General features: G+C 53.1%; 17 protein-coding genes. 2 read left to right on the top strand and 15 right to left on the bottom strand.

Annotated elements, in window-relative coordinates; all coding sequences use genetic code 11:
- Nucleotide 1 precedes the first annotated feature (1 nt).
- The 7 genes from FQ182_RS13920 to FQ182_RS13890 form a co-directional block, all read right to left on the bottom strand.
- Nucleotides 2–856, bottom strand: a complete 855-nt coding sequence (locus FQ182_RS13920) for a YgcG family protein (protein WP_218575093.1) — start codon at nt 854–856, stop codon at nt 2–4.
- On the bottom strand, nt 853–1,458 hold the full coding sequence (locus FQ182_RS13915) for a LemA family protein (protein WP_371923883.1): 606 nt from the start codon (nt 1,456–1,458) through the stop codon (nt 853–855). Before FQ182_RS13915 ends, FQ182_RS13920 begins: the two co-directional genes overlap by 4 nt.
- A gap of 31 nt (nt 1,459–1,489) precedes the next feature.
- Nucleotides 1,490–2,146 (bottom strand): DUF6629 family protein, encoded by a 657-nt coding sequence (locus tag FQ182_RS13910; RefSeq protein WP_034114919.1) that lies wholly within the window; start codon nt 2,144–2,146, stop codon nt 1,490–1,492.
- 38 nt (nt 2,147–2,184) lie between these two features.
- Nucleotides 2,185–4,635, bottom strand: coding sequence for a cation-translocating P-type ATPase (locus tag FQ182_RS13905; protein WP_034114920.1), 2,451 nt, complete (start codon nt 4,633–4,635; stop codon nt 2,185–2,187).
- Nucleotides 4,636–4,660: 25 nt separating this feature from the next.
- Nucleotides 4,661–5,530: a polyphosphate kinase 2 gene (ppk2, locus tag FQ182_RS13900; protein WP_034114921.1), complete on the bottom strand. Its 870-nt coding sequence runs from the start codon at nt 5,528–5,530 to the stop codon at nt 4,661–4,663.
- 508 nt (nt 5,531–6,038) lie between these two features.
- On the bottom strand, nt 6,039–7,019 hold the full coding sequence (locus tag FQ182_RS13895) for an IS5-like element ISPre1 family transposase (RefSeq protein WP_021703206.1): 981 nt from the start codon (nt 7,017–7,019) through the stop codon (nt 6,039–6,041).
- A gap of 54 nt (nt 7,020–7,073) precedes the next feature.
- The gene (locus tag FQ182_RS13890) at nt 7,074–8,201 is read right to left on the bottom strand and encodes a DDE-type integrase/transposase/recombinase (RefSeq protein ID WP_149493997.1); all 1,128 of its coding nucleotides are present in this window, start codon (nt 8,199–8,201) and stop codon (nt 7,074–7,076) included.
- Nucleotides 8,202–8,380: 179 nt separating this feature from the next.
- On the opposite strand from FQ182_RS13890, the gene FQ182_RS13885 reads away from it, so the two are divergent.
- On the top strand, nt 8,381–9,391 hold the full coding sequence (locus FQ182_RS13885; protein ID WP_149493996.1) for a tyrosine-type recombinase/integrase: 1,011 nt from the start codon (nt 8,381–8,383) through the stop codon (nt 9,389–9,391).
- 198 nt (nt 9,392–9,589) lie between these two features.
- Here FQ182_RS13885 and traC read toward each other — a convergent pair whose 3' ends face one another.
- The 8 genes from traC to FQ182_RS13845 all read right to left on the bottom strand — a co-directional run bounded on the left by traC (nt 9,590) and on the right by FQ182_RS13845 (nt 16,868).
- Nucleotides 9,590–12,022, bottom strand: a complete 2,433-nt coding sequence (traC, locus tag FQ182_RS13880; RefSeq protein ID WP_149493995.1) for a type IV secretion system protein TraC — start codon at nt 12,020–12,022, stop codon at nt 9,590–9,592.
- 112 nt (nt 12,023–12,134) lie between these two features.
- Entirely contained in the window at nt 12,135–12,587 is a 453-nt protein-coding gene (traA, locus tag FQ182_RS30255; RefSeq protein WP_232925659.1) for a TraA family conjugative transfer protein, read from the bottom strand.
- Nucleotides 12,588–12,605: 18 nt separating this feature from the next.
- Entirely contained in the window at nt 12,606–13,211 is a 606-nt protein-coding gene (traV, locus tag FQ182_RS13870) for a type IV conjugative transfer system lipoprotein TraV (protein WP_149493994.1), read from the bottom strand.
- A gap of 14 nt (nt 13,212–13,225) precedes the next feature.
- The gene (locus FQ182_RS13865) at nt 13,226–14,434 is read right to left on the bottom strand and encodes a TraB/VirB10 family protein (RefSeq protein ID WP_149493993.1); all 1,209 of its coding nucleotides are present in this window, start codon (nt 14,432–14,434) and stop codon (nt 13,226–13,228) included.
- A 2-nt stretch (nt 14,435–14,436) separates the two neighbouring features.
- Entirely contained in the window at nt 14,437–15,282 is an 846-nt protein-coding gene (locus FQ182_RS13860; protein ID WP_149415211.1) for a type-F conjugative transfer system secretin TraK, read from the bottom strand.
- Nucleotides 15,279–15,911 (bottom strand): TraE/TraK family type IV conjugative transfer system protein, encoded by a 633-nt coding sequence (locus tag FQ182_RS13855; RefSeq protein WP_149415212.1) that lies wholly within the window; start codon nt 15,909–15,911, stop codon nt 15,279–15,281. The genes FQ182_RS13860 and FQ182_RS13855 overlap by 4 nt, the downstream gene beginning before the upstream one ends.
- A 64-nt stretch (nt 15,912–15,975) precedes the next feature.
- A complete protein-coding gene (gene traL, locus FQ182_RS13850) occupies nt 15,976–16,260 on the bottom strand; it encodes a type IV conjugative transfer system protein TraL (protein WP_046489683.1) in 285 nt (94 codons plus the stop codon).
- The gene (locus tag FQ182_RS13845) at nt 16,257–16,868 is read right to left on the bottom strand and encodes an OmpA family protein (protein ID WP_149415213.1); all 612 of its coding nucleotides are present in this window, start codon (nt 16,866–16,868) and stop codon (nt 16,257–16,259) included. The genes traL and FQ182_RS13845 overlap by 4 nt, the downstream gene beginning before the upstream one ends.
- A 119-nt stretch (nt 16,869–16,987) precedes the next feature.
- On the opposite strand from FQ182_RS13845, the gene FQ182_RS13840 reads away from it, so the two are divergent.
- Nucleotides 16,988–17,977, top strand: a complete 990-nt coding sequence (locus FQ182_RS13840) for a hypothetical protein (protein ID WP_149415214.1) — start codon at nt 16,988–16,990, stop codon at nt 17,975–17,977.
- Nucleotides 17,978–18,001 lie beyond the last annotated feature (24 nt).

The following is an 18,001-nucleotide window of genomic DNA, read 5'->3' as shown; positions in this document are numbered from 1 at the left end:
ACTACCACCTCCCCGACGCCCCACCACCACCGAAGCCACCGCCGCCACCATGGAAACCGCCGCCACGGTTGCTCAGCCCACCATAGAAGCCGCCGTGTCGATACCCCGACATGCTGCCACCGAACATGCTGAAAAGCACCGCAGCCACGCCGGCGAGCAATGGCATCAACAACCCTCCGGCAGCGAACCAGGCGATCAGCGCGACCACCCCGCCGGTAACCACGGAACCCACTCCCTTGCCCAGCGACGCGCGCAACACTGCGCCCACGCCGAGGGCCAAAATAAACAACAGCGGAATGTACTGTTGTATTGCGCCAACATCGGCTGAGGTTGGCGCTATGGGCGCGGGCAAGGCTTCGCCGTCAATGACCCGAACGATTTGCTCCACCCCATCCCTGATACCGCCATAAAAATCCTGACGTTTAAAGCGCGGCAGGATGATCTCGCTGATGATGCGTTTACTGGTGGCATCGTTGAGTGCGCCTTCCAGGCCGTAGCCCACCTCGATTCGCAGAGCCCGGTCGTTCTTCGCGATCACCAGAATGGCGCCATCATCAATATTCTTACGGCCAAGTTGCCATTGCTCGGCCACTCGCAACGCGTACTGTTCGATTTCTTCTGGAGCCGTCGAAGCCACTATCAACACCGAAAGCTGGCTTCCCTTCCTGGCTTCGAGCGCCGTTAAGGATTGCTCCAGTGCAGCCTTTTGCTCTGTTGAGAGTGTCTCCGTCTGGTCGATGACATGCCCCGTCAATGGCGGAACTTGGAGCTCTGCGACGGAAATCAGCGCCCAGCCAAAGGTCAGCGCTGCGAGCAGCAAGCGACTGCTTCGACTGATGGCTTTAGCGGAAATCACTTGGCTGCCTCGGTATCAAAGCTGACACTCGGCGGCGTCGAGATTTGTTTTTCATTCTCGACCGTGAAGCTTGGCTTTTCCTTATAGCCGAGTGCCAGCGCAGTCAGGTTGGCGGGAAACGAACGCACAGTCACGTTGTACTCCTGCACCGCCTTGATATAGCGGTTGCGCGCCACCGTTATGCGATTTTCGGTGCCTTCCAATTGCGCCGCGAGATCGCGAAAACCCTGATTGGCACGCAGGCTCGGATAATTTTCAGAGACCACCAGCAAGCGCGACAATGCCCCGCCCAACTGGCTTTGCGCCTGCTGGAATTTCTGCAACGCCAGCGGGTCGTTGACCAACTCCGGAGTCGCTTGAATCGAGGTGGCTTGGGCGCGGGCTTCGACCACCTTGGTCAGTGTGTCCTGCTCGAACTTCGCCTCGCCTTTGACGGTTTTGACCAGATTGGGCACCAAGTCTGCGCGACGCTGATATTGATTGATCACCTCCGACCAACTGGCCTTAACCTGTTCGTCGCTGCTTTGAAAGTTGTTATAGCCGCAGCCAGTGAGACTAAGCACTAGCGTTAGCACAATTAGAGTCGATAGTTTCTTCATCATCAATACTCCTTAGGATTGAATCGGCGAAAACTCAAGATGCTACTTCGGTTAGGCTCCGCCTAGGCTGCGGCAAGACAAAGTGGAAATAAATTACGCTGCTCAGCAGTGCGGCAAAAAAGCACCACACCGAGATGAACCAGGCTGTATAGAAGTAATAAACTGCGCCAAATGACAATAACGCCAACGCGCCGAAGACCTTGACCATACGGTGTGTGGACAGCAGCGGACTCACGGTGGTTGAAACCAAGTACAGCAACATCACCGCAGCCGCATAGAAGTGTGGCGAGTCATATTCAACATGCTGGCCGATGGGACGCGACACTACTGAGTACACCACAAGCATGTACAACAGATAGGTGCTGACCGCAGCACCTATTGCAACCACCGGGATCAGCGCACGCCTGCGGCGACCAGGAGGCTCAAGCATATACACAGCCAAGGGTATGTAAGCCGGCCACAGCACATGCGAAAAGAACGAATACACGTGTGTCATCAGCGTGTTCAACAGTGGTGCATCAAAGTTGAAGGTCAGCCAGACCACTCCTTCAACCAGTTGCTGAATGGCGAATAACAGCGGAATGGCAGCGAATGCTAACTCGTTCGGACGGCGCGCTGCCCTAAGTACCAGCGTACCGATCCCGAGCAGCAAGGTCCCTGCGGTAAAGCTGGCAGTGGCTGAGAAACACATTTAGTCAGCCCTCCCGGCCACTGCTTGGTTGAGCGGGCTCATAAGGATGCGTCTGTTGCAAGATTATGAACCGGGGCAGATTTAGCCTGCTTAATACCCACGAGCTTGGTGCGTTTAAGCAGCAGCGCATTGATAGCCACAACTGCCGAACTGCCCGACATGGACAACGCTGCGACTTCCGGCGACAGAATAAAGGGGTAGAACACCCCGGCAGCGAGCGGGAAAGCGATGGCGTTGTAGGCGACTGCCCACCATAGGTTCTGGTGCATCTTGCGCAATGTTGCGCGTGACAACACGATGGCGCCGACTACATCGTAGGGATCGCTCTTCATCAGCACCACCTGGGCGCTTTCCATCGCTACATCGGTGCCTGCCCCGATGGCAAAGCCAACATCGGACTGAGTCAAAGCCGGGGCGTCGTTGATACCGTCGCCGACCATGCCTACCTTGTGCCCCTGCTCTTGCAGTTCCTTGACCTTAGAGGCCTTCTGGCCAGGCAGCACGTCGGCAAAGAGGATGTCTATGCCAAGCTCTTTCCCGATGCGTTCGGCGGTCGCCTGGTTGTCACCGGTTAACATCGCGACCTTGACACCGCGCTCCTGCAGCTTGGCAATAGCCTGCTTAGAGGTTGGTCTAACAGCATCGGCAATGGCTATTAGGCCGATCAACTTGCTTGCGCGGGCGACATAGACCACTGTTCTTCCGCCGCCCTGGAGCCTAGCGGCTTGCGTATCCAGTTCCCCAAGATCGATCTTCTCCGCTTCCATCAACTTGCGGTTACCGAGCAGGACAGCATCGGCGCCAATCGAAGCGCGCGCACCCTGACCGTCGATATTGGCGAAGTCGGTGGCAATCTCGGTAGGTAGCTCGCCGGCGCGCTTGAGGACGGCGAGCGCGAGCGGGTGTTCTGAGAATTTCTCGACCGCAGCTGCCGTGGCCAGCAGACGGTTTTCGTCGACGCCCTTCGCGGTCACCGTCTCGACGACGTCCGGTTGACCTAGTGTCAACGTTCCGGTCTTGTCGAAGACGACGACGGTCAACTTGGTGGCGTTCTCGAGGGCAGACGCATTCTTGAACAGAATGCCGTTCATCGCTCCCAAGCCGGTGCCAACCATGATGGCCATTGGCGTCGCCAGCCCCAATGCGTCAGGACAAGCGATCACGAAGACCGTAATCGTCAGCGTGAGCGCAAGCAGCAAAGGCTGCCCGAGGACCCAAAACCAGACAATGAATGTCAGCAAGGCGATCGCAATGGCGATCCATACCAGCCACTGCGCTGCTTGGTCAGCGAGTAGCTGCCCAGGCGCCTTGGAGTTTTGGGCTTCTTGTACCAGCTTAACAATCTGCGCCAGAGCAGTGTCAGCGCCCACCTTCGTAGCCTTGTACTGGAAGCTGCCGCTCTTGTTGATCGTCGCGCCAATCACGGCGTCGCCGACGGACTTTTTGACCGGCATTGACTCTCCGGTGAGCATCGATTCATCAACTTGCGAGCTTCCGTCAGTTACTTCACCGTCGACCGGAATTTTGTCACCCGGCTTAATGATAACGGTTTCGCCCGCAAGGACTTCTGACGTTGGCACCTTGGTTTCAACACCGTTGCGGATGACCGTAGCCAAAGGCGGTGCCAAATCCATCAAAGCTCTGATGGCATCAGATGCGCCTGCCCGCGCTCGCATTTCCAGCCAATGCCCGAGCAAGATAAATACCAGCAGTACGGACACAGCCTCATAGAAGACATCCCCCTCGAAGAAGAAGGTGGCGCCCAGACTGAAGATGTACCCCGTGCCTACTGACAAAACGACCAGCGTAGCCATATTGGCCACACCATTGCGCATGGCGCGCCAGGCAGCGACGAAGAATGGCCAGCCCGGATATGCGATACCCGCCGTGGCGACGATGAACAGGAACAGCTTGCGCTCTAGTCCAAACGGAGTTGCGAAATCGCCGAACATCTGGCCCATCGGCGAATACAGGAATACTGGAATGGCGAACAGCAGCGCAACGAAGAACCGGTTGCGCATGTCGATCGCCATGTCTTGCATCGACATACCGGCCGAGTGCCCCATGTCATGCATCATTTCGTCTTTTTCTCCACCTGCCGAGCCTTTTGCCGCAGCGTGCCCCGCGTGGGAACCCTTGCGGGCAGAACTCGATTTATCCGGTGCGGCGCTGGAGGCCTTTTTCTCGTGGGCCGTGTGGTCGACATGTTTAGTTCGTCCGTCCGGGGACGCCCCGTCCGCCTTGTGTTCTGAAGGGCTGCAAACGTGAGCGGGCAACAGCTCACCGCCACAGTGATAGCCGCAGTCGGCGACACGTTGCTGCAGGTCTGTGAGTGTGACTTGGTCCTCGTCATAGTGGATCGTGGCGCTGCCGGCAACATAGTTCACATCAACGTGGTGGACGCCAACCATGGTCGCAAGTTGTCGCTCTACGCCCGAGGCACTCAGTGCGGAGACCAAGTTACCGACTTCAATGGTGCTTATCTTCATGATGGTTCCCTATTAAACAGTGTGATCACGACAGCCGCTGGTGGGGGATGCAGTCAGGCGTGAATTCGAACACGATGTTCAGGTCGGGCCGGACGTTTTTGTCCTTCTTGCCGGCGTAGTGCAACCGCCGCAGAATGTCGCGCATCAGGTTCAGGCGCCCTAGATGTTTGTTGTCAGTGCGCACGATGTGCCATGGCGCGATTGCAGTGTGAGTGCGTGTCAACATTGCATCGCGGGCATCTGAGTAGGCCTTCCACTGCTTGACTGCTACCGAGTCGATCGGGCTGATCTTCCACTGCTTGAGCGGGTCGTGTTTGCGATCGGCCAGGCGTTTTATCTGCTCTTCCTTGCTGATGTCGAGGTAGTACTTCAGCAGCTTGATGCCTGAATTGACCAGCATCTCCTCAAACTGTGGCACCGAGGTCATGAACTCCTCGTACTCATCCTGGGTGCAGAAGTCCATTACGTGCTCAACGCCGGCGCGGTTATACCAACTGCGGTTGAACAGCACGAGTTCCTCAGCCACCGGAAGATGGGGTACGTAACGCTGGAAGTACCAGCCACTGCGATCACGATCGGATGGTTTGCCCAGTGCAACCACCCGCGTTTCACGCGGACTGAGGTGCTTGACGATGCGTTTGATGCTGCCATCCTTGCCCGAAGAATCGCGCCCCTCAAGAATCACCAGTATCTTGTCCCGGCAGCCAATGAAATGGCGCTGCAGTTTGACCATTTCTAGCTGGAGAAGGTGTAACTGCTCACGGTAGTCCTCGCGCGAAATCGAAGCATTTTGTGGCTCGACACTGAGGACGGAATCGAGGCGGTTTATTAATAAAGCGTCGATTACCTCAACATTGCCCTTGTGTTGCTTTTTCTTGCCATGTTTTTTACTCAAGATTGTATTCCTCCGTCGAAGTCAGAATAAGGAAAAGAGGTGCGCCTATGGACTTAGCTTGAAAAATCATCTCGTCTAAGTGACATTCACTTTACTTGGGTCAAAGTCTTTTAATATTTAATACACCCATCTTTTACACTTGTGTGTAACACACAGGTCAAGCACCAAATCTGATTGAGTGCATGTCTAATAGCGAGACATGCATCTCCGTGATACCTAAGGCTGAAACTCTGATTTAGCTAGATCTAGCGTAGACGGTCATTACTGACACACCAGCTACGCAAAGATTACATTTTGGTAAGGTTCGTGATTTCTGGATTACTTTTGTCAAGATTGAGTCTGCCATTATAAATTTAGGCTAAGGATGGTCTGAAGTAGTTGTGTATTTCTGGCTGACTTCAGCCCCTGCCGATTTTAAAAGCGGCAAATCGATCAAAAACGCTCAGATCACCCGCTTATTTCTGTGTTTTTAGCCGCCGCGAGCACCTCGCGGCAGCCATTTCCCACATTACAGGCGCACCTCTCCTGCATTCGCCAGTAAATGTCGGCGCGCCATCCACAGGTTCGACAGCGCGAACAGCGTCACCAGTTGCGCCGTGTTCTTCGCCAGACCACGGAAGCGCACCTTCACATAACCGAACTGGCGCTTGATCACCCGGAACGGATGCTCGACCTTGGCTCGTACCTGAGCCTTGGCCTTCTCAATCTTGCGCTTGGCTTTGTACAAAGCACTGCGCTTATCAAGCTTCTTGTAAGTACTACGGCGGGCGGCGATCTGCCAGATGACCTCCCGGCCTTCATGTTCAGGGCGTTTCTCGACGCCGGTGTAACCCGCGTCGGCACCGACCATGTTCTCATCGCCGTGCAGCAGCTTATCGACCTGGGTGACATCGGCCACGTTGGCCGCCGTGCCCACCACGCTGTGCACCAAGCCCGACTCATCATCGACACCGATGTGCGCCTTCATGCCGAAGTAGTACTGGTTACCCTTCTTGGTCTGATGCATTTCCGGGTCGCGCTTACCGTCCTTGTTCTTGGTCGAACTCGGCGCATTGATCAGCGTGGCATCGACGATCGTGCCTTGGCGCAGCGACAGCCCTCGGTCGCCCAGATAGCCATTGATGACAGCCAAGATGCCGGCGGCTAGTTCGTGCTTCTCCAGCAAACGACGGAAGTTGAGGATGGTGGTTTCATCGGGGATACGCTCCAAGCTCAGCCCCGCGAACTGGCGCAGGATGGTGGTCTCGTACAGCGCCTCTTCCATCGCTGGATCGCTGTAACCGAACCAGTTTTGCATCAGGTGCACGCGCAGCATCGCCATCAGCGGATAGGCCGGACGACCGCCTTCACCCTTGGGATAATGCGGCTCGATCAAGGCAATCAAACCCTTCCACGGCACCACCCGATCCATCTCGATCAGGAACAACTCTTTGCGGGTTTGTTTGCGCTTACCGGCGTACTCGGCGTCAGCGAAGGTCATCTGCTTCATGGGGAAACTCAGCGGGTGGAATCCGGGTATTTTGCCAAAATCTGGAAGTCTTCTTCAGAGTTTCCCTACGTTTGAAAGTGTCGTTCCTGGGAGAAAGTGAATATAGCTCATCGCCAAAGTTCCATTCAGACGCTCTATATGCCCTCCCCACCAAGGTTTACCAATTGGCCGCCACGCTAAGTGTATATTGTTCTTCTTGGCGGCAATTCTAAAGAATTGTGACTTAAACTCCTTGGCATTATCCATGGCAATTTCTTCTGGCCTACCGTAGTAGGGATATTTAATATCTTCATCACCAAGTGCTTCAATCCATTTCCCCTTAGGACATACCGCATGTGTGATTGCCATTGCCACGTTATATGCCCCTGGCGCATTTAACGACAAGTAATAGCCGGGGACGACTCGATTATGCAAATCAATAATCAACGTCGCCCAAGGTCGACATAACGGTCTGCGTGTTTTTTCATCCACGATGATGCAGTCTATAACGCAGTGGTCCATCTGCCACTTTGCGAGTGGCCTTTGTGAATTGTTATGCTTGGGTCGAGCTGAGTACTTATCATTCGCCCTCTTGACGCCTATGGACAATTTTGCCAAATTCGACTCGGGGCGCTCTTTCAATCTTTTTTGAACGGTTCCATAGGAGGGGGAAGGCACACCAGCTGCCCGACACATTTCTTCGGCCCTTAGATGAACCTTCTTTACTGTACTGCCGGGGCCTTTCCATTCGTACTCGACAGCTGCATTTATTATGCTTTCTATATTATAAGCGATAAATTTCGAGCCTGTTTTCCTACCCTTTTTGGATCTTAAAAGGCTACTTGGCCCCTCTTCATCATTATAGTTTTTTAAAAGAACATACACACGGGGCTTGCTTAACGACAGCATTGCTTGCAGTTTTGCGAACGAACCATGCTCTTTAATATTATTCAAATACTCTTTAATCGCAATATACCGATACTCAGCCAGCTCCCACTCTTCCCATGATGCTCCAGACAAATCTTTTTTTGTCTCCTCATTTGATGGAGAAACAAAAGAAATAAATTCAATATCCGATAAGTCAGCCTCAACAAAAACATGATCTGCCTCGCAGTACAACTGTACTGATGTTTCCGTAAGGGACGCTGCATAGGTCCACACCTTCCCTTCATAGAGAAACCGGTCGCTTTGCTGGATAATCATGGCTAACCTGCATATTATCTAAATGCAATAATTCAAGCAGGATGCTATTTAAATGCAAAAAAAAGCACACTTTTCAGACGACTGACGCAGTTGTTTTAATAAATAACTATACAAATCAACGAGATAAAAATTCTTGAGATTAAATATTTACGACACATGGCCTCAATAGGCGCTTCGTGATGACGGCTCGAAATAACGATGAAAGTGTCTCTCCAGTCCCACTCGACGAGCCGATTGCGCTGATACGTACCCCCGGTACGCTCACCACCCCCGCACAGTTGGCCGAGCAACACCAACGCTTTCTCGCGGCGGCCACCTCCGACAACACCCGGCGCACCTACCGCTCGGCCATTCGCCACTTTCTCGCCTGGGGCGGCGTGCTGCCGTGCGATGAAAGCGCGCTGATTCGCTACCTGCTGGCCTTCGCGGAAGTGTTGAACCCACGGACCCTGGCGCTGCGCCTGACCGCGCTGTCGCAATGGCACCGCTATCAGGGGTTCCCTGACCCGGCCGCCAGCGCCACCGTGCGCAAAACCTTGCGCGGCATTGAGCGGGTGAACGGGCGTCCGCGACGAAAAGCCAAGGCCCTGGTGCTGGAGGATCTCGAACGCATCGTGGCACACCTGGACTCGCTCGAAGGGCTCGCTGCGCGGCGTGACAGCGCCTTGCTTCAGGTGGGTTATTTCGGCGCGTTCCGTCGCAGTGAGCTGGTCACACTGGAGGTTCAATACCTGCAGTGGGAGCGGGAAGGCCTACGGATCACGCTGCCGCGCTCCAAAACCGATCAAGAGGGTGAGGGGTTGGAGCGAGCAATCCCCTATGGCGACAGCCTCTGCTGCCCAACGAAGGCGTTACGGGGCTGGTTGGAGGTCGCGCAGATTGAGCAAGGCCCCTTGTTTCGACGCGTCAGTCGCTGGGGCGTGATCGGCGAGGTGGCGCTGCACGAGGGTAGCGTCAATACCATCTTGGCGGCACGTGCCAAAGCTGCAGGATTGTTATCTGTGCCCGAGATGAGCAGCCACAGTCTGCGCCGAGGCTTGGCCACCAGCGCCCATCGGGCTGGGGCGGGCTTTCTGGAGATCAAACGTCAGGGTGGCTGGCGGCACGACGGCACGGTACACGGCTATATCGAAGAGGCTAGAGCCTTCGAGGAGAATGCGGCGGGCTCGTTACTGCGGCGCAAGCCATAGCTAGATACGGGATGACAGTCTTTTGGATATTGGCTTAAGCCACAAAGAGAATAAATAAAAACAACGTAATTACAGTAACTTACAGAGCGAATGTCCTAAATTTCCTTTATCTCGGCACAACCCCTATTTGCGCGACCAAAAAAAGCCCAGATTTCTCTGGGCTAAATTGATCGTGTGAAGGGGGGGCGGCGGCAACGATTACGCGTAGGCCGCCTCACGCTCAATGAAGTCGTTAACTGCTTCCACGGCATCAACACCTTGGTCGAGTTGGTCCAGAATCTCGTTCCGCGCCGGCCCCTTGGTGGAGAACATCACGTTGTGGAATTTGTCCACTACGAGCCGGACGATCCCCCAATCTGTATCGCTTCGTTTCACCATGATTTCACTGTATTTGCCCGGCATAGTGTGTACGGATTTCAACATGTGTTGGCCGTAGGCTTCGATCTTGAACTGTTTGCTTTCGATCGCAGAATCAATGGATTCTGTCTTCTGCTGAAGAATGAACTGCCAGGCGGAGTTTGCCGCAATCGCTTCGCAGTTTTTCGAAGCGTAAACGTCACCGATCGATTGAGTTACAACGAGCACCGCACCGTCTTCTTTTCGGGCTTTTCGGTAGGCTGCAATCATGGCTTTCGCCATCATTGGATCATCAAGCAACTCCCACGCCTCGTCGACAATCAAGATCTTCTTGCGCCCGCGCTGTCCCATTTGCGCCTTGTACATGTCGTGGTTGATGCGCGAGATCAATTGCAGTAATACAACCTGCTGGAGTGCTGGCCGACCTTTCAGATCGCTCAATTCCATGCAGATGAAAGCGTTGCTCATGTCGAGGTTGTTTTCTCCTTCGAACCAACGCGTGAATTGTCCGCCGGCGAATGGAAAAAGCTGGCGGCCGAGACGCAGACACTCTGGGTCGTCGGACTGCGCAATGAACCACTCAGCGATTGCTCGAATATTGGCACTGTTACCAAACCTCGTATATACGCTGGTGATTGCCTGCTCGATGCGGGATAGCTGGTAATCGTCCAGGATGTCTTCAGGAGCTGCCATCTTGGCAATGGTAGCCTTGAGGATATCCATTTCTTCTTCGAGATCTTCGATGTGCGTAAACGGATTCAGACACACATCCGACTCAGGTCGAAACTCAATGAATTCTCCGCCGACACCTTTGCATAGCTTGAGGTAACTTCGGCCGGCATCGATTACCCAAACCTTCGCACCGGAAGCCAGGTAGTCCGCAACGAATTTCTGAGTGAGGAAGGACTTACCCGCGCCGGCCTCGGCAAAAATGATCCCACTATAGTTCGTTGTGGAATCGTACAGGTCGATCAGCGCTGGCTGGCCACGGCGAGTGAGTAACAACATTGCCCCGCTCATCCCGCTGCCAGTCCATTCGCCAAGAATCGGCAGAAACTGCACTGCGTGGCGAACACCCATTGTGTGGAATCGGAATAAGTTTTTCGTCCCTTCACGAGTGGTGTTCAGAGGTAGCAGATTGTTCCACAGGGCCTCGAGTATTCGCTTGTCTTCACGAAGTTCGAATGCGAGGGACGTATAGTAAGCTTGGAGACCAGAGGAAAGCTTGTTCAACCGCTCAAGGCTGCGCGAGAAAAGGAAAATTGTGAAGTTTACTTCGACAACAACTGCACCTTTTCCCTCGATCTCATGGACCAGTGTGTCAATGCCTTTTTTCTTGTAGCCCAGCACAGGAATTAGGTGCGCAGTGGGGCCAAACACCTGATGGTTGATGATTGAGGAGGTGTTTTTGACTTCGTCCACCTTCACAACCTGGTCTGGATAGTGCAGCGTCAGCACCATGTAGTAGGGGTCGGTGATCTGATTGGAGAGTCCACCAGGGTCACCAATCATATGGTTCATGATTGCCAGGCTAGTGCGCTGCGGAAAGAACTTGACGCTCAACGCTTTAGCGTAGTGAGAACCTTCGTTAAATTTGATTGTTGACGGATCGTCGTAGTTGATGGAATCGCCCGGGTAATAGATTTGGTCTTTGAGCAATTTTGCTTCGTCATAGTGGGAGCGCGGTGCATCCCACAGTTTGGTGATGATTCGCATGATCACCAGGTAAGCGACGGCATCGAGCTGAAATAGATTCAACGATGCTGCCTTCAGTGCTTCTGTGATTCGGTCAGCACTTTCTTTCGTGGTGGCGATATCCGAGTCTTCCGGCCGCTCATTGCGGCATGGGAATTTGACGGTGACGATAACACGTTGACGATTGAGCAAGACGCCGCTGCGCTGCACTAACGGAGTGTCGACGCCACTGCTGATGAGGTTTGCATGTTGGGTCGTCAGTGCTCGCAGTATTGGTGTTGAATTAGGCTTGTTGTTGACGTAGGCGTCGATGTACTCGCCTACATCAGGGCTGGCGAGCATGCCGATCTGGATGAATGTGCCAGGTGGAAAGGCCATGCTCAGCGCCGATTGCAACTTATCGACGGTCGAAGTACTTGCGCCCGTCAAAGCGTCCGAGATAAAACAGGCGCCTAGGTAGTGTTCAGTACCATCAGAGCAAAAAAATACCTTAGATTCGGGGTCGACTGCTCTTACGGTGAGTTTTGCTTGAGGAAGGGTGACTCGGTCACCTTTGATCGTTGCTTTTGAGGCTGCCATAGCACTGTTCGCCTTGGAGTGTGGTTGAGTAGGCTTTGGAAGGCCTGTAGGGCAACCCGCAGGCAGAGCCAACTAAAAAGGCGCACTGATCGCCAGTGCGCCTTCGAGGGTCTTACAATGTGGCGGTGAAAATGTTGGTCAGAACGCCAGGGCCAACGCTCGCAGACAGGGCCACAGCGACACCGGTTACCACGGACATTACCGACTGCTTCACGACGCCAATCGCGAGGCCGGTACCCAGTGCACCCAAAGCAAAAACTTTACCAAGGGAGCCGGTCATCCAGTTGTCCAGATTAGTCACGATCATGGTGAACGTGGAGTCGGAACCGGCGGTGACATCCAGAGCAGCAGCCAGGCCTACAGCGGCCACAATAAGCATGGATTTTTTGTCCATTTTGGCGAATGGCGCGGTCTTGTTGAGCTCGATCTTGTTGCTCGCCTGGACGTTGGCGGTGTAGCCGGCCGCGGTAGCAAGACCGAGCGCCGCAACTACCAGCTTGCTTTTGAACTTGGCGAATGGTGCAGTCGCTTTGTTTTCGATTTGAGCAGTGTTTTGTACGTTCATGGTGAAGCTCCAGTTGGATCAGTTCAGGTTGATGTCGGTGGGTGTTGGGATTGCGGTAGTTGAGTCAGGACCATAATCCGTGGGTTGTTTTTCCTCGTGTTGTCGTGCCGGTACTGTGGCGTTCACAGGCGGTACGGCGACGAGCTCGCGGTGAGGTACAACCATTCCTTGGCCTGCGAATTCGGTTTTACCGAATGACCAGGTACGAGGCTGAACTTCAGTGAACAAGTAGGACGGAAAATGAAGGTCGTCCTTGCTATCGATCCATGGTGCGATCCAGATACGCATGACTTGGGCCGGCATGCGTACTGGGCGGGCAAGATCTGCAACTTTTGGCCCTGGCATCCCGTTCGAAGCCTTTAGGCTTTGCTCAGAGCTCGCAGTCTTTCCCAGATCGTTTCCATACTTAACATTCGGCACTTTCTGACCAATCGGCATATCACTGTCGGTCAGCGCGGGCATTTGGTTCGTCGACTTGTAAACAGCCATTGGCGATTTACAGATGATTCCTTGGGGCATACCAGGGCAGGAAAACTCATCGTCTCCGGCGGTGTTAAACCAAGAAGAACAACCACTGAGCAATGCGATAGGCAGCAGCGCACCGATAATTCCAATTCGTTTCATAGGTATCACCTTGTTCATTTCAGTTCGAACCCTTTAACCAACATGACGCTTACCTTGCGGCCAGCATCAATTTCGACTACCGGAGTCATTTCACGCGCCATTTCCATATAGAACTTGGCAACTTCGTTTGCTGAAGTTGAGAAACCTTTAGCCACACCTGTCTGGAGAATGCTCGATGCGTCAGCGGTTTGTGTGGAAACAGTTTGACCCGGGTTCAGGTTAAGTTGTGGAACACTTTGCGGCGTCAAACCTTGGGCGATACCAGAGAGTCCGCCAGCGACAATGGTCTTTGCGATCATTTGACCTTGCTTGGAAACAAGTCGACCTCGCATACCCGCACGACCATCTTCGCCGACTATGTACCCTTCGAGTTTAGTATCAATAATCTTGCCGTCTTTACGAACGCACGAAATGCTTTCAGTACGTATAATTGCACGCTCACTCGAAAGAGAACCGTAACCCGATGCGAGTACAAAACACTCTTTAATATCGACTTTGTATTTATTTGGAAGCATCGCGAGGGTTTTGACACGCATCGTCGTTGGAACTGGATTCTTTTGCGTAGTGGCGCTGGTTGGAGCATCCATCCCGTTCAGTAAGACCACTTCAAAGAAGGAACCACTAGGCAAGGCCGGTACCGGTTTTTCCTCACGTTTAGGAGCTTCGCGCTTGTTATCGAGGTTTGCCCCTGTGATTCTCAATTTAGGACCCGCCGGTTTTACTTCTGATGCGGGTGCGACTGGACCATTGCCGGCCGAAGCGTCATAACCAGGTAGTGAGTCAGTGAGTGCCGGAGATGAGCCAGAACGTGGGCCGTTCTTTTCCAAGTCTTGCAGTCGCTGATTAACCCGTTTCAGTTCCTGCAAAGCATCCTGGGTGACGGGGTCATTTTTATTATTTTGCTTTTCTTCCATTTCGCGAAGCTTATCGGCGTTCCTAGCTTCTTTTTCCTGTTGCAACTGAGAGCTCACGGTTTTTAGTTCTTTACCTTGCGCTTCGATTTTTGCAAGCAACTGTTCAGGCGTATTGTTGTTACCAACCGGTAACATTAAGTTGGTTTCGTTCAGTGGCTCAGGCTTTTTGCTATCAGTTTTTTTTCCGCCGCCTACCAGAATGGCACCGGCTAACATCAGTGAACACAACAATCCGCCAATTGCAATAACTTGGCGCCAGCGGGGATTGAGGTCTTGCCACCATGTATTAAGATTGTCTTTCATAGCCATGGTTAATCCTCAGTCGCCGATTTATCAGAAACGATGAAAACTTCTGTAGTTTTTCCGTTTCTCAAGGTGGCAGTTGGGAAGAACGAGACGGCCCGAACTCCTTCGCTATAAAAAGTACCTTCATCTAAATCGACATTATTTGGAGTTGTGCCCAAAATCGTATAGCGATAGATGTCGTACTCTGGACCAGAATAACGGACTTTTGGATATGCAATCACGTTACCGATATTTGCCGCAGCCGAAGGTAGCGTGCCTTCGCTGAAACCTTCCGGAGTTTTACCGAGTGCTACTTCACGCAGGCAATAACGAATATGGTCGGTGTAAACATTATTGTCCGGGGCACTACCAGACTCGGATTTCCCACCTGTTTCAGCCTGGGCCTTATCCAACTGTAGAACGATGGTCTGGGGCGGCATTTCTTTTGGAACGAGTGTCAGAGAAATCACGGGATCATTTGGGTTCGCTCCAGTGATGTAGGCCGCAACTGGTTTGCCAGTCTTCATAGTTGCGTAAAGAGATTGCCCGATCGTTGAAAAATCAACGTCTGATTCCTGCTGGTCGATCGAGCGTGGTTCAGCGAAAGGCGTAGAAATCCGATTCGGCAAAAGGCTCGAAACATAGACGATTTCATTTCGGTCAGAACCAACGCGAACCACTTGCGTGCGCGACTCTTCCTTGTTGCCAGGCATAAGGCCAAGACCGGGCAATGGTTGGGCTTCGACGGGTTTGGTGCGTTTCTCTACCGTCTTAGGTACCGGCGGCAGGTTGTAATTGGCCGTCCCATCAGCAACAGCAACAGTCGCTTGAAGGGAGACCAGCACAATGAGAGCAATGGCTGAGCGTTTCACTGAATCGTCTCCTTAGTTTGTTCTGCTGGCTTCGGTGGGTGAGCCTGGATCCACTTGAGAGTTTTAGGGTTGGCGCCGGGATAGGTATCGAATGCCTCAATCACCGGCCGGCCGTCTCGGATTTTCATGACGTATTCAACGACGTTGATCTCAGGCTTGACTTGTCCTGTTGCGCTTCGAGATTCCATTGTTCCGACGATGAACACCTTCGAGGTTTCTTTTTCGTAGCTTGTCTTCGACGCCGACCAGCTGATTGACCCAGCGTTGGTGTTGAACACTGGGTCGTTGGCGAGCGTGAACATTTTTTTTCGAACCTCAGGGTAGATCGCCGGATCTACGAAGGCGCTGACTGAGTCTGCAACGAATTTCACGTTTTTCGGGGTGACGTTACCCATCAGTACCGAGGCGTAAAGTCCGAAAGACTTCAGGTACTCCTCGTCAGCAGTGTTCCAGCCAATCCTCACTTCCTTGTCCAGCGTTGGCGGGATCAGGCGTGTGGTTTCATGTTGTCCCATCTGGTTGATAGTCAGCGCGCACACTGCTACAGCCAAAAAGGTATTGGACGTTGCATTCAATTTGGCGAACGACGAGAGCCCTTCCATCGTGCCGAGCAGACTTTTTAATTTCATTTTCCAAAACCCTGGAGCCATTAAGGATTCATAACGCGTAAGCATAATGAGCTGAAAAACTTCTTTAAAGAAAGAAGTCTCGCTTCGATGAGTCCTGGTAATGCTTATTCAGTGGCATGACCCCGGCCCAATAGCAAAGGTGCTGCAAAATGCCATCGAGAGCGCCATTTTTGAAACGCTTGAACCGTTTTACTGCGTACCAGCCTCCCACCAGCGACGCGATTGTTGCCCAGCCTCCGATTGCGATACCTGCGCCCAAGCAGCCGATAAAAATTACCGCTTCGTCGATCTCCCAGAACAGTAATTGCATCTGGCTATCGACGTAGCGCGGGATGTCGATCTCTTTCAAAGAGCACCCCCCGCAGCTTTGACTACATCGATTTCCACCCGGCGGTTCATCGAACTGTCAACGATGGAAACTGGTTCTCGCTTGCCACGTCCGGATACTTTGATGTTTTTTTTGCTGACACCGTGCTTGATCAGATACCGGGCTACTGAGATTGCGCGATTTTCAGAGAGCCTCTGGTTATATGCGTCACTCCCAACATCGTCAGCATGACCTACCAGCTTAACGACGCTCCCGTTTCGTCGCGCATCGGCGATCGTGTTCTCGAGTGCTGACCACTCAAGCGGGCTGATCTTGTCGAAACCAAAAAGGACAGTCGCTCGCACATGCCGTGCTTCTTCGGCCGCCTCTGCGTCGATTGCGTCTAGCCGTGCTTCTTCTGCTGGCATGAGTGCGCGAGTGCGCGATGGTTCGTTAACGATCCAGATGGTGGGCGTGCGCTTGACCTGGCTATCGCGGATAGCTTCACCGAGGACATGTGCCTGATGTGCAGGTTCTACCGCTACGCCAACCGATTCCGGAATCACCATTTGGCGCACGTCGACGGCGCCGGCGGTGCTTGCAGCAATGGCGAGCGAAGCAACCATTAGGGCACGGGTTTTAGTGATCATAGGGATACTCGTGGGGTTATATCGTGGCATAACACGTAGCGATAATACAGCCGGTAGCCTTTTTCTTGCAATAGGCTAGTCGTGCCGCATAAAATATAGCGACGTGTTAAGTATTGCAAATGCCGTTTGAAAACTGGCGAGATCCCCTTCCTACATTATTGGCTGCTGTGCGTCATACCCGTGCATTAGGTATTCACTCTTTGCAGCGTCGTAGGAGTAAAAAAATGCAACCCACATCAGAAGCAGTATCCACCGCGGTTCAGGCAAGCAACGAATGCAAGCCTTCGGATGCAGTTGCACCCGCGGCTTCGATCGGTCTAGAGGTGTGGAGCCAGGTTCAGGAAACATCTCCCGACTTAACCAAGTCGTTCAGCAAGGGTGGCTTCCAGGGCACCGCAGTATCCCCGACCTATCAAGCCATGAGGGCTACTCAGATTTTCGGTCCGCATGGTCTTGGATGGGGAACAGAACTCATCAGTGAAAGTTACGTCGAAGGCGGCCCGTTGGGCTTTGATAAAGAAGGCCGCATGCTCGGTCGTGAAATCATTCACAAGGTCTACCTTGAGGTCTGGTACATCTACGGGGGCAAACGAGGATCCATCAAGCAGTTCGGCGCAACCACATTCCTTTCTCGGGATGCCTACGGGACCATTTCGAGTGATGAAGACCACGCAAAGAAAAGCATTACCGACGCAACGTCAAAATGTCTTTCGTTACTGGGGTTCAGTGCCGATGTCTACATGGGAAAATTCGATGACCATAAGTACGTCGAAGGTCTAAAGGCCAAGATGGAGGCTGCGGGCAACCCGGCTACCGGAATGACTTCTGCTGATGCCACCATCACCGGTGTTACTCAGCAACAAAACGACACCGGTGCGGATTTGTCATCGCGCTACTTGAGCTACAAAACCAAGCTCCAGGATTATCAGGAAAAAGGTCAACAGATAGTCAACATAGCAGCTGCGCGTGCGCAGATTGAGCAGGACACGCAACTGACTCAGTTGGAAATCAAAACGCTTTTGCAATCGCCTCTGCTGCGTATTGCAGATTCTTCGACCGATCCAGCAAAGACTGGCGCCGTTGCGACTGAATCGAGCATTTTTCTCTAACCCGCAAACCCGGACGCCATTTGG

The sequence above is a fragment of the Pseudomonas sp. ANT_H4 genome (assembly GCF_008369295.1).
Lineage (GTDB): Bacteria > Pseudomonadota > Gammaproteobacteria > Pseudomonadales > Pseudomonadaceae > Aquipseudomonas.
The sequence above is the reverse complement of the archived record's forward strand: the minus strand, read 5'-3'. Positions and strand labels throughout refer to the sequence as shown.

Excerpts from the sequence above, each read along its gene's own strand:
- FQ182_RS13915 (WP_371923883.1), bottom strand. The coding sequence starts at position 1,458 with ATGATGAAGAAACTATCGACTCTAATTGTGCTAACGCTAGTGCTTAGT.
- FQ182_RS13910 (WP_034114919.1), bottom strand. The coding sequence starts at position 2,146 with ATGTGTTTCTCAGCCACTGCCAGCTTTACCGCAGGGACCTTGCTGCTC.
- FQ182_RS13905 (WP_034114920.1), bottom strand. The coding sequence starts at position 4,635 with ATGAAGATAAGCACCATTGAAGTCGGTAACTTGGTCTCCGCACTGAGT.
- FQ182_RS13895 (WP_021703206.1), bottom strand. The coding sequence starts at position 7,019 with ATGAAGCAGATGACCTTCGCTGACGCCGAGTACGCCGGTAAGCGCAAA.
- FQ182_RS13890 (WP_149493997.1), bottom strand. The coding sequence starts at position 8,201 with ATGATTATCCAGCAAAGCGACCGGTTTCTCTATGAAGGGAAGGTGTGG.
- FQ182_RS13885 (WP_149493996.1), top strand. The coding sequence starts at position 8,381 with ATGACGGCTCGAAATAACGATGAAAGTGTCTCTCCAGTCCCACTCGAC.
- traC (WP_149493995.1), bottom strand. The coding sequence starts at position 12,022 with ATGGCAGCCTCAAAAGCAACGATCAAAGGTGACCGAGTCACCCTTCCT.
- traA (WP_232925659.1), bottom strand. The coding sequence starts at position 12,587 with ATGAACGTACAAAACACTGCTCAAATCGAAAACAAAGCGACTGCACCA.
- traV (WP_149493994.1), bottom strand. The coding sequence starts at position 13,211 with ATGAAACGAATTGGAATTATCGGTGCGCTGCTGCCTATCGCATTGCTC.
- FQ182_RS13865 (WP_149493993.1), bottom strand. The coding sequence starts at position 14,434 with ATGGCTATGAAAGACAATCTTAATACATGGTGGCAAGACCTCAATCCC.
- FQ182_RS13855 (WP_149415212.1), bottom strand. The coding sequence starts at position 15,911 with ATGAAATTAAAAAGTCTGCTCGGCACGATGGAAGGGCTCTCGTCGTTC.
- FQ182_RS13845 (WP_149415213.1), bottom strand. The coding sequence starts at position 16,868 with ATGATCACTAAAACCCGTGCCCTAATGGTTGCTTCGCTCGCCATTGCT.
- FQ182_RS13840 (WP_149415214.1), top strand. The coding sequence starts at position 16,988 with ATGCCGTTTGAAAACTGGCGAGATCCCCTTCCTACATTATTGGCTGCT.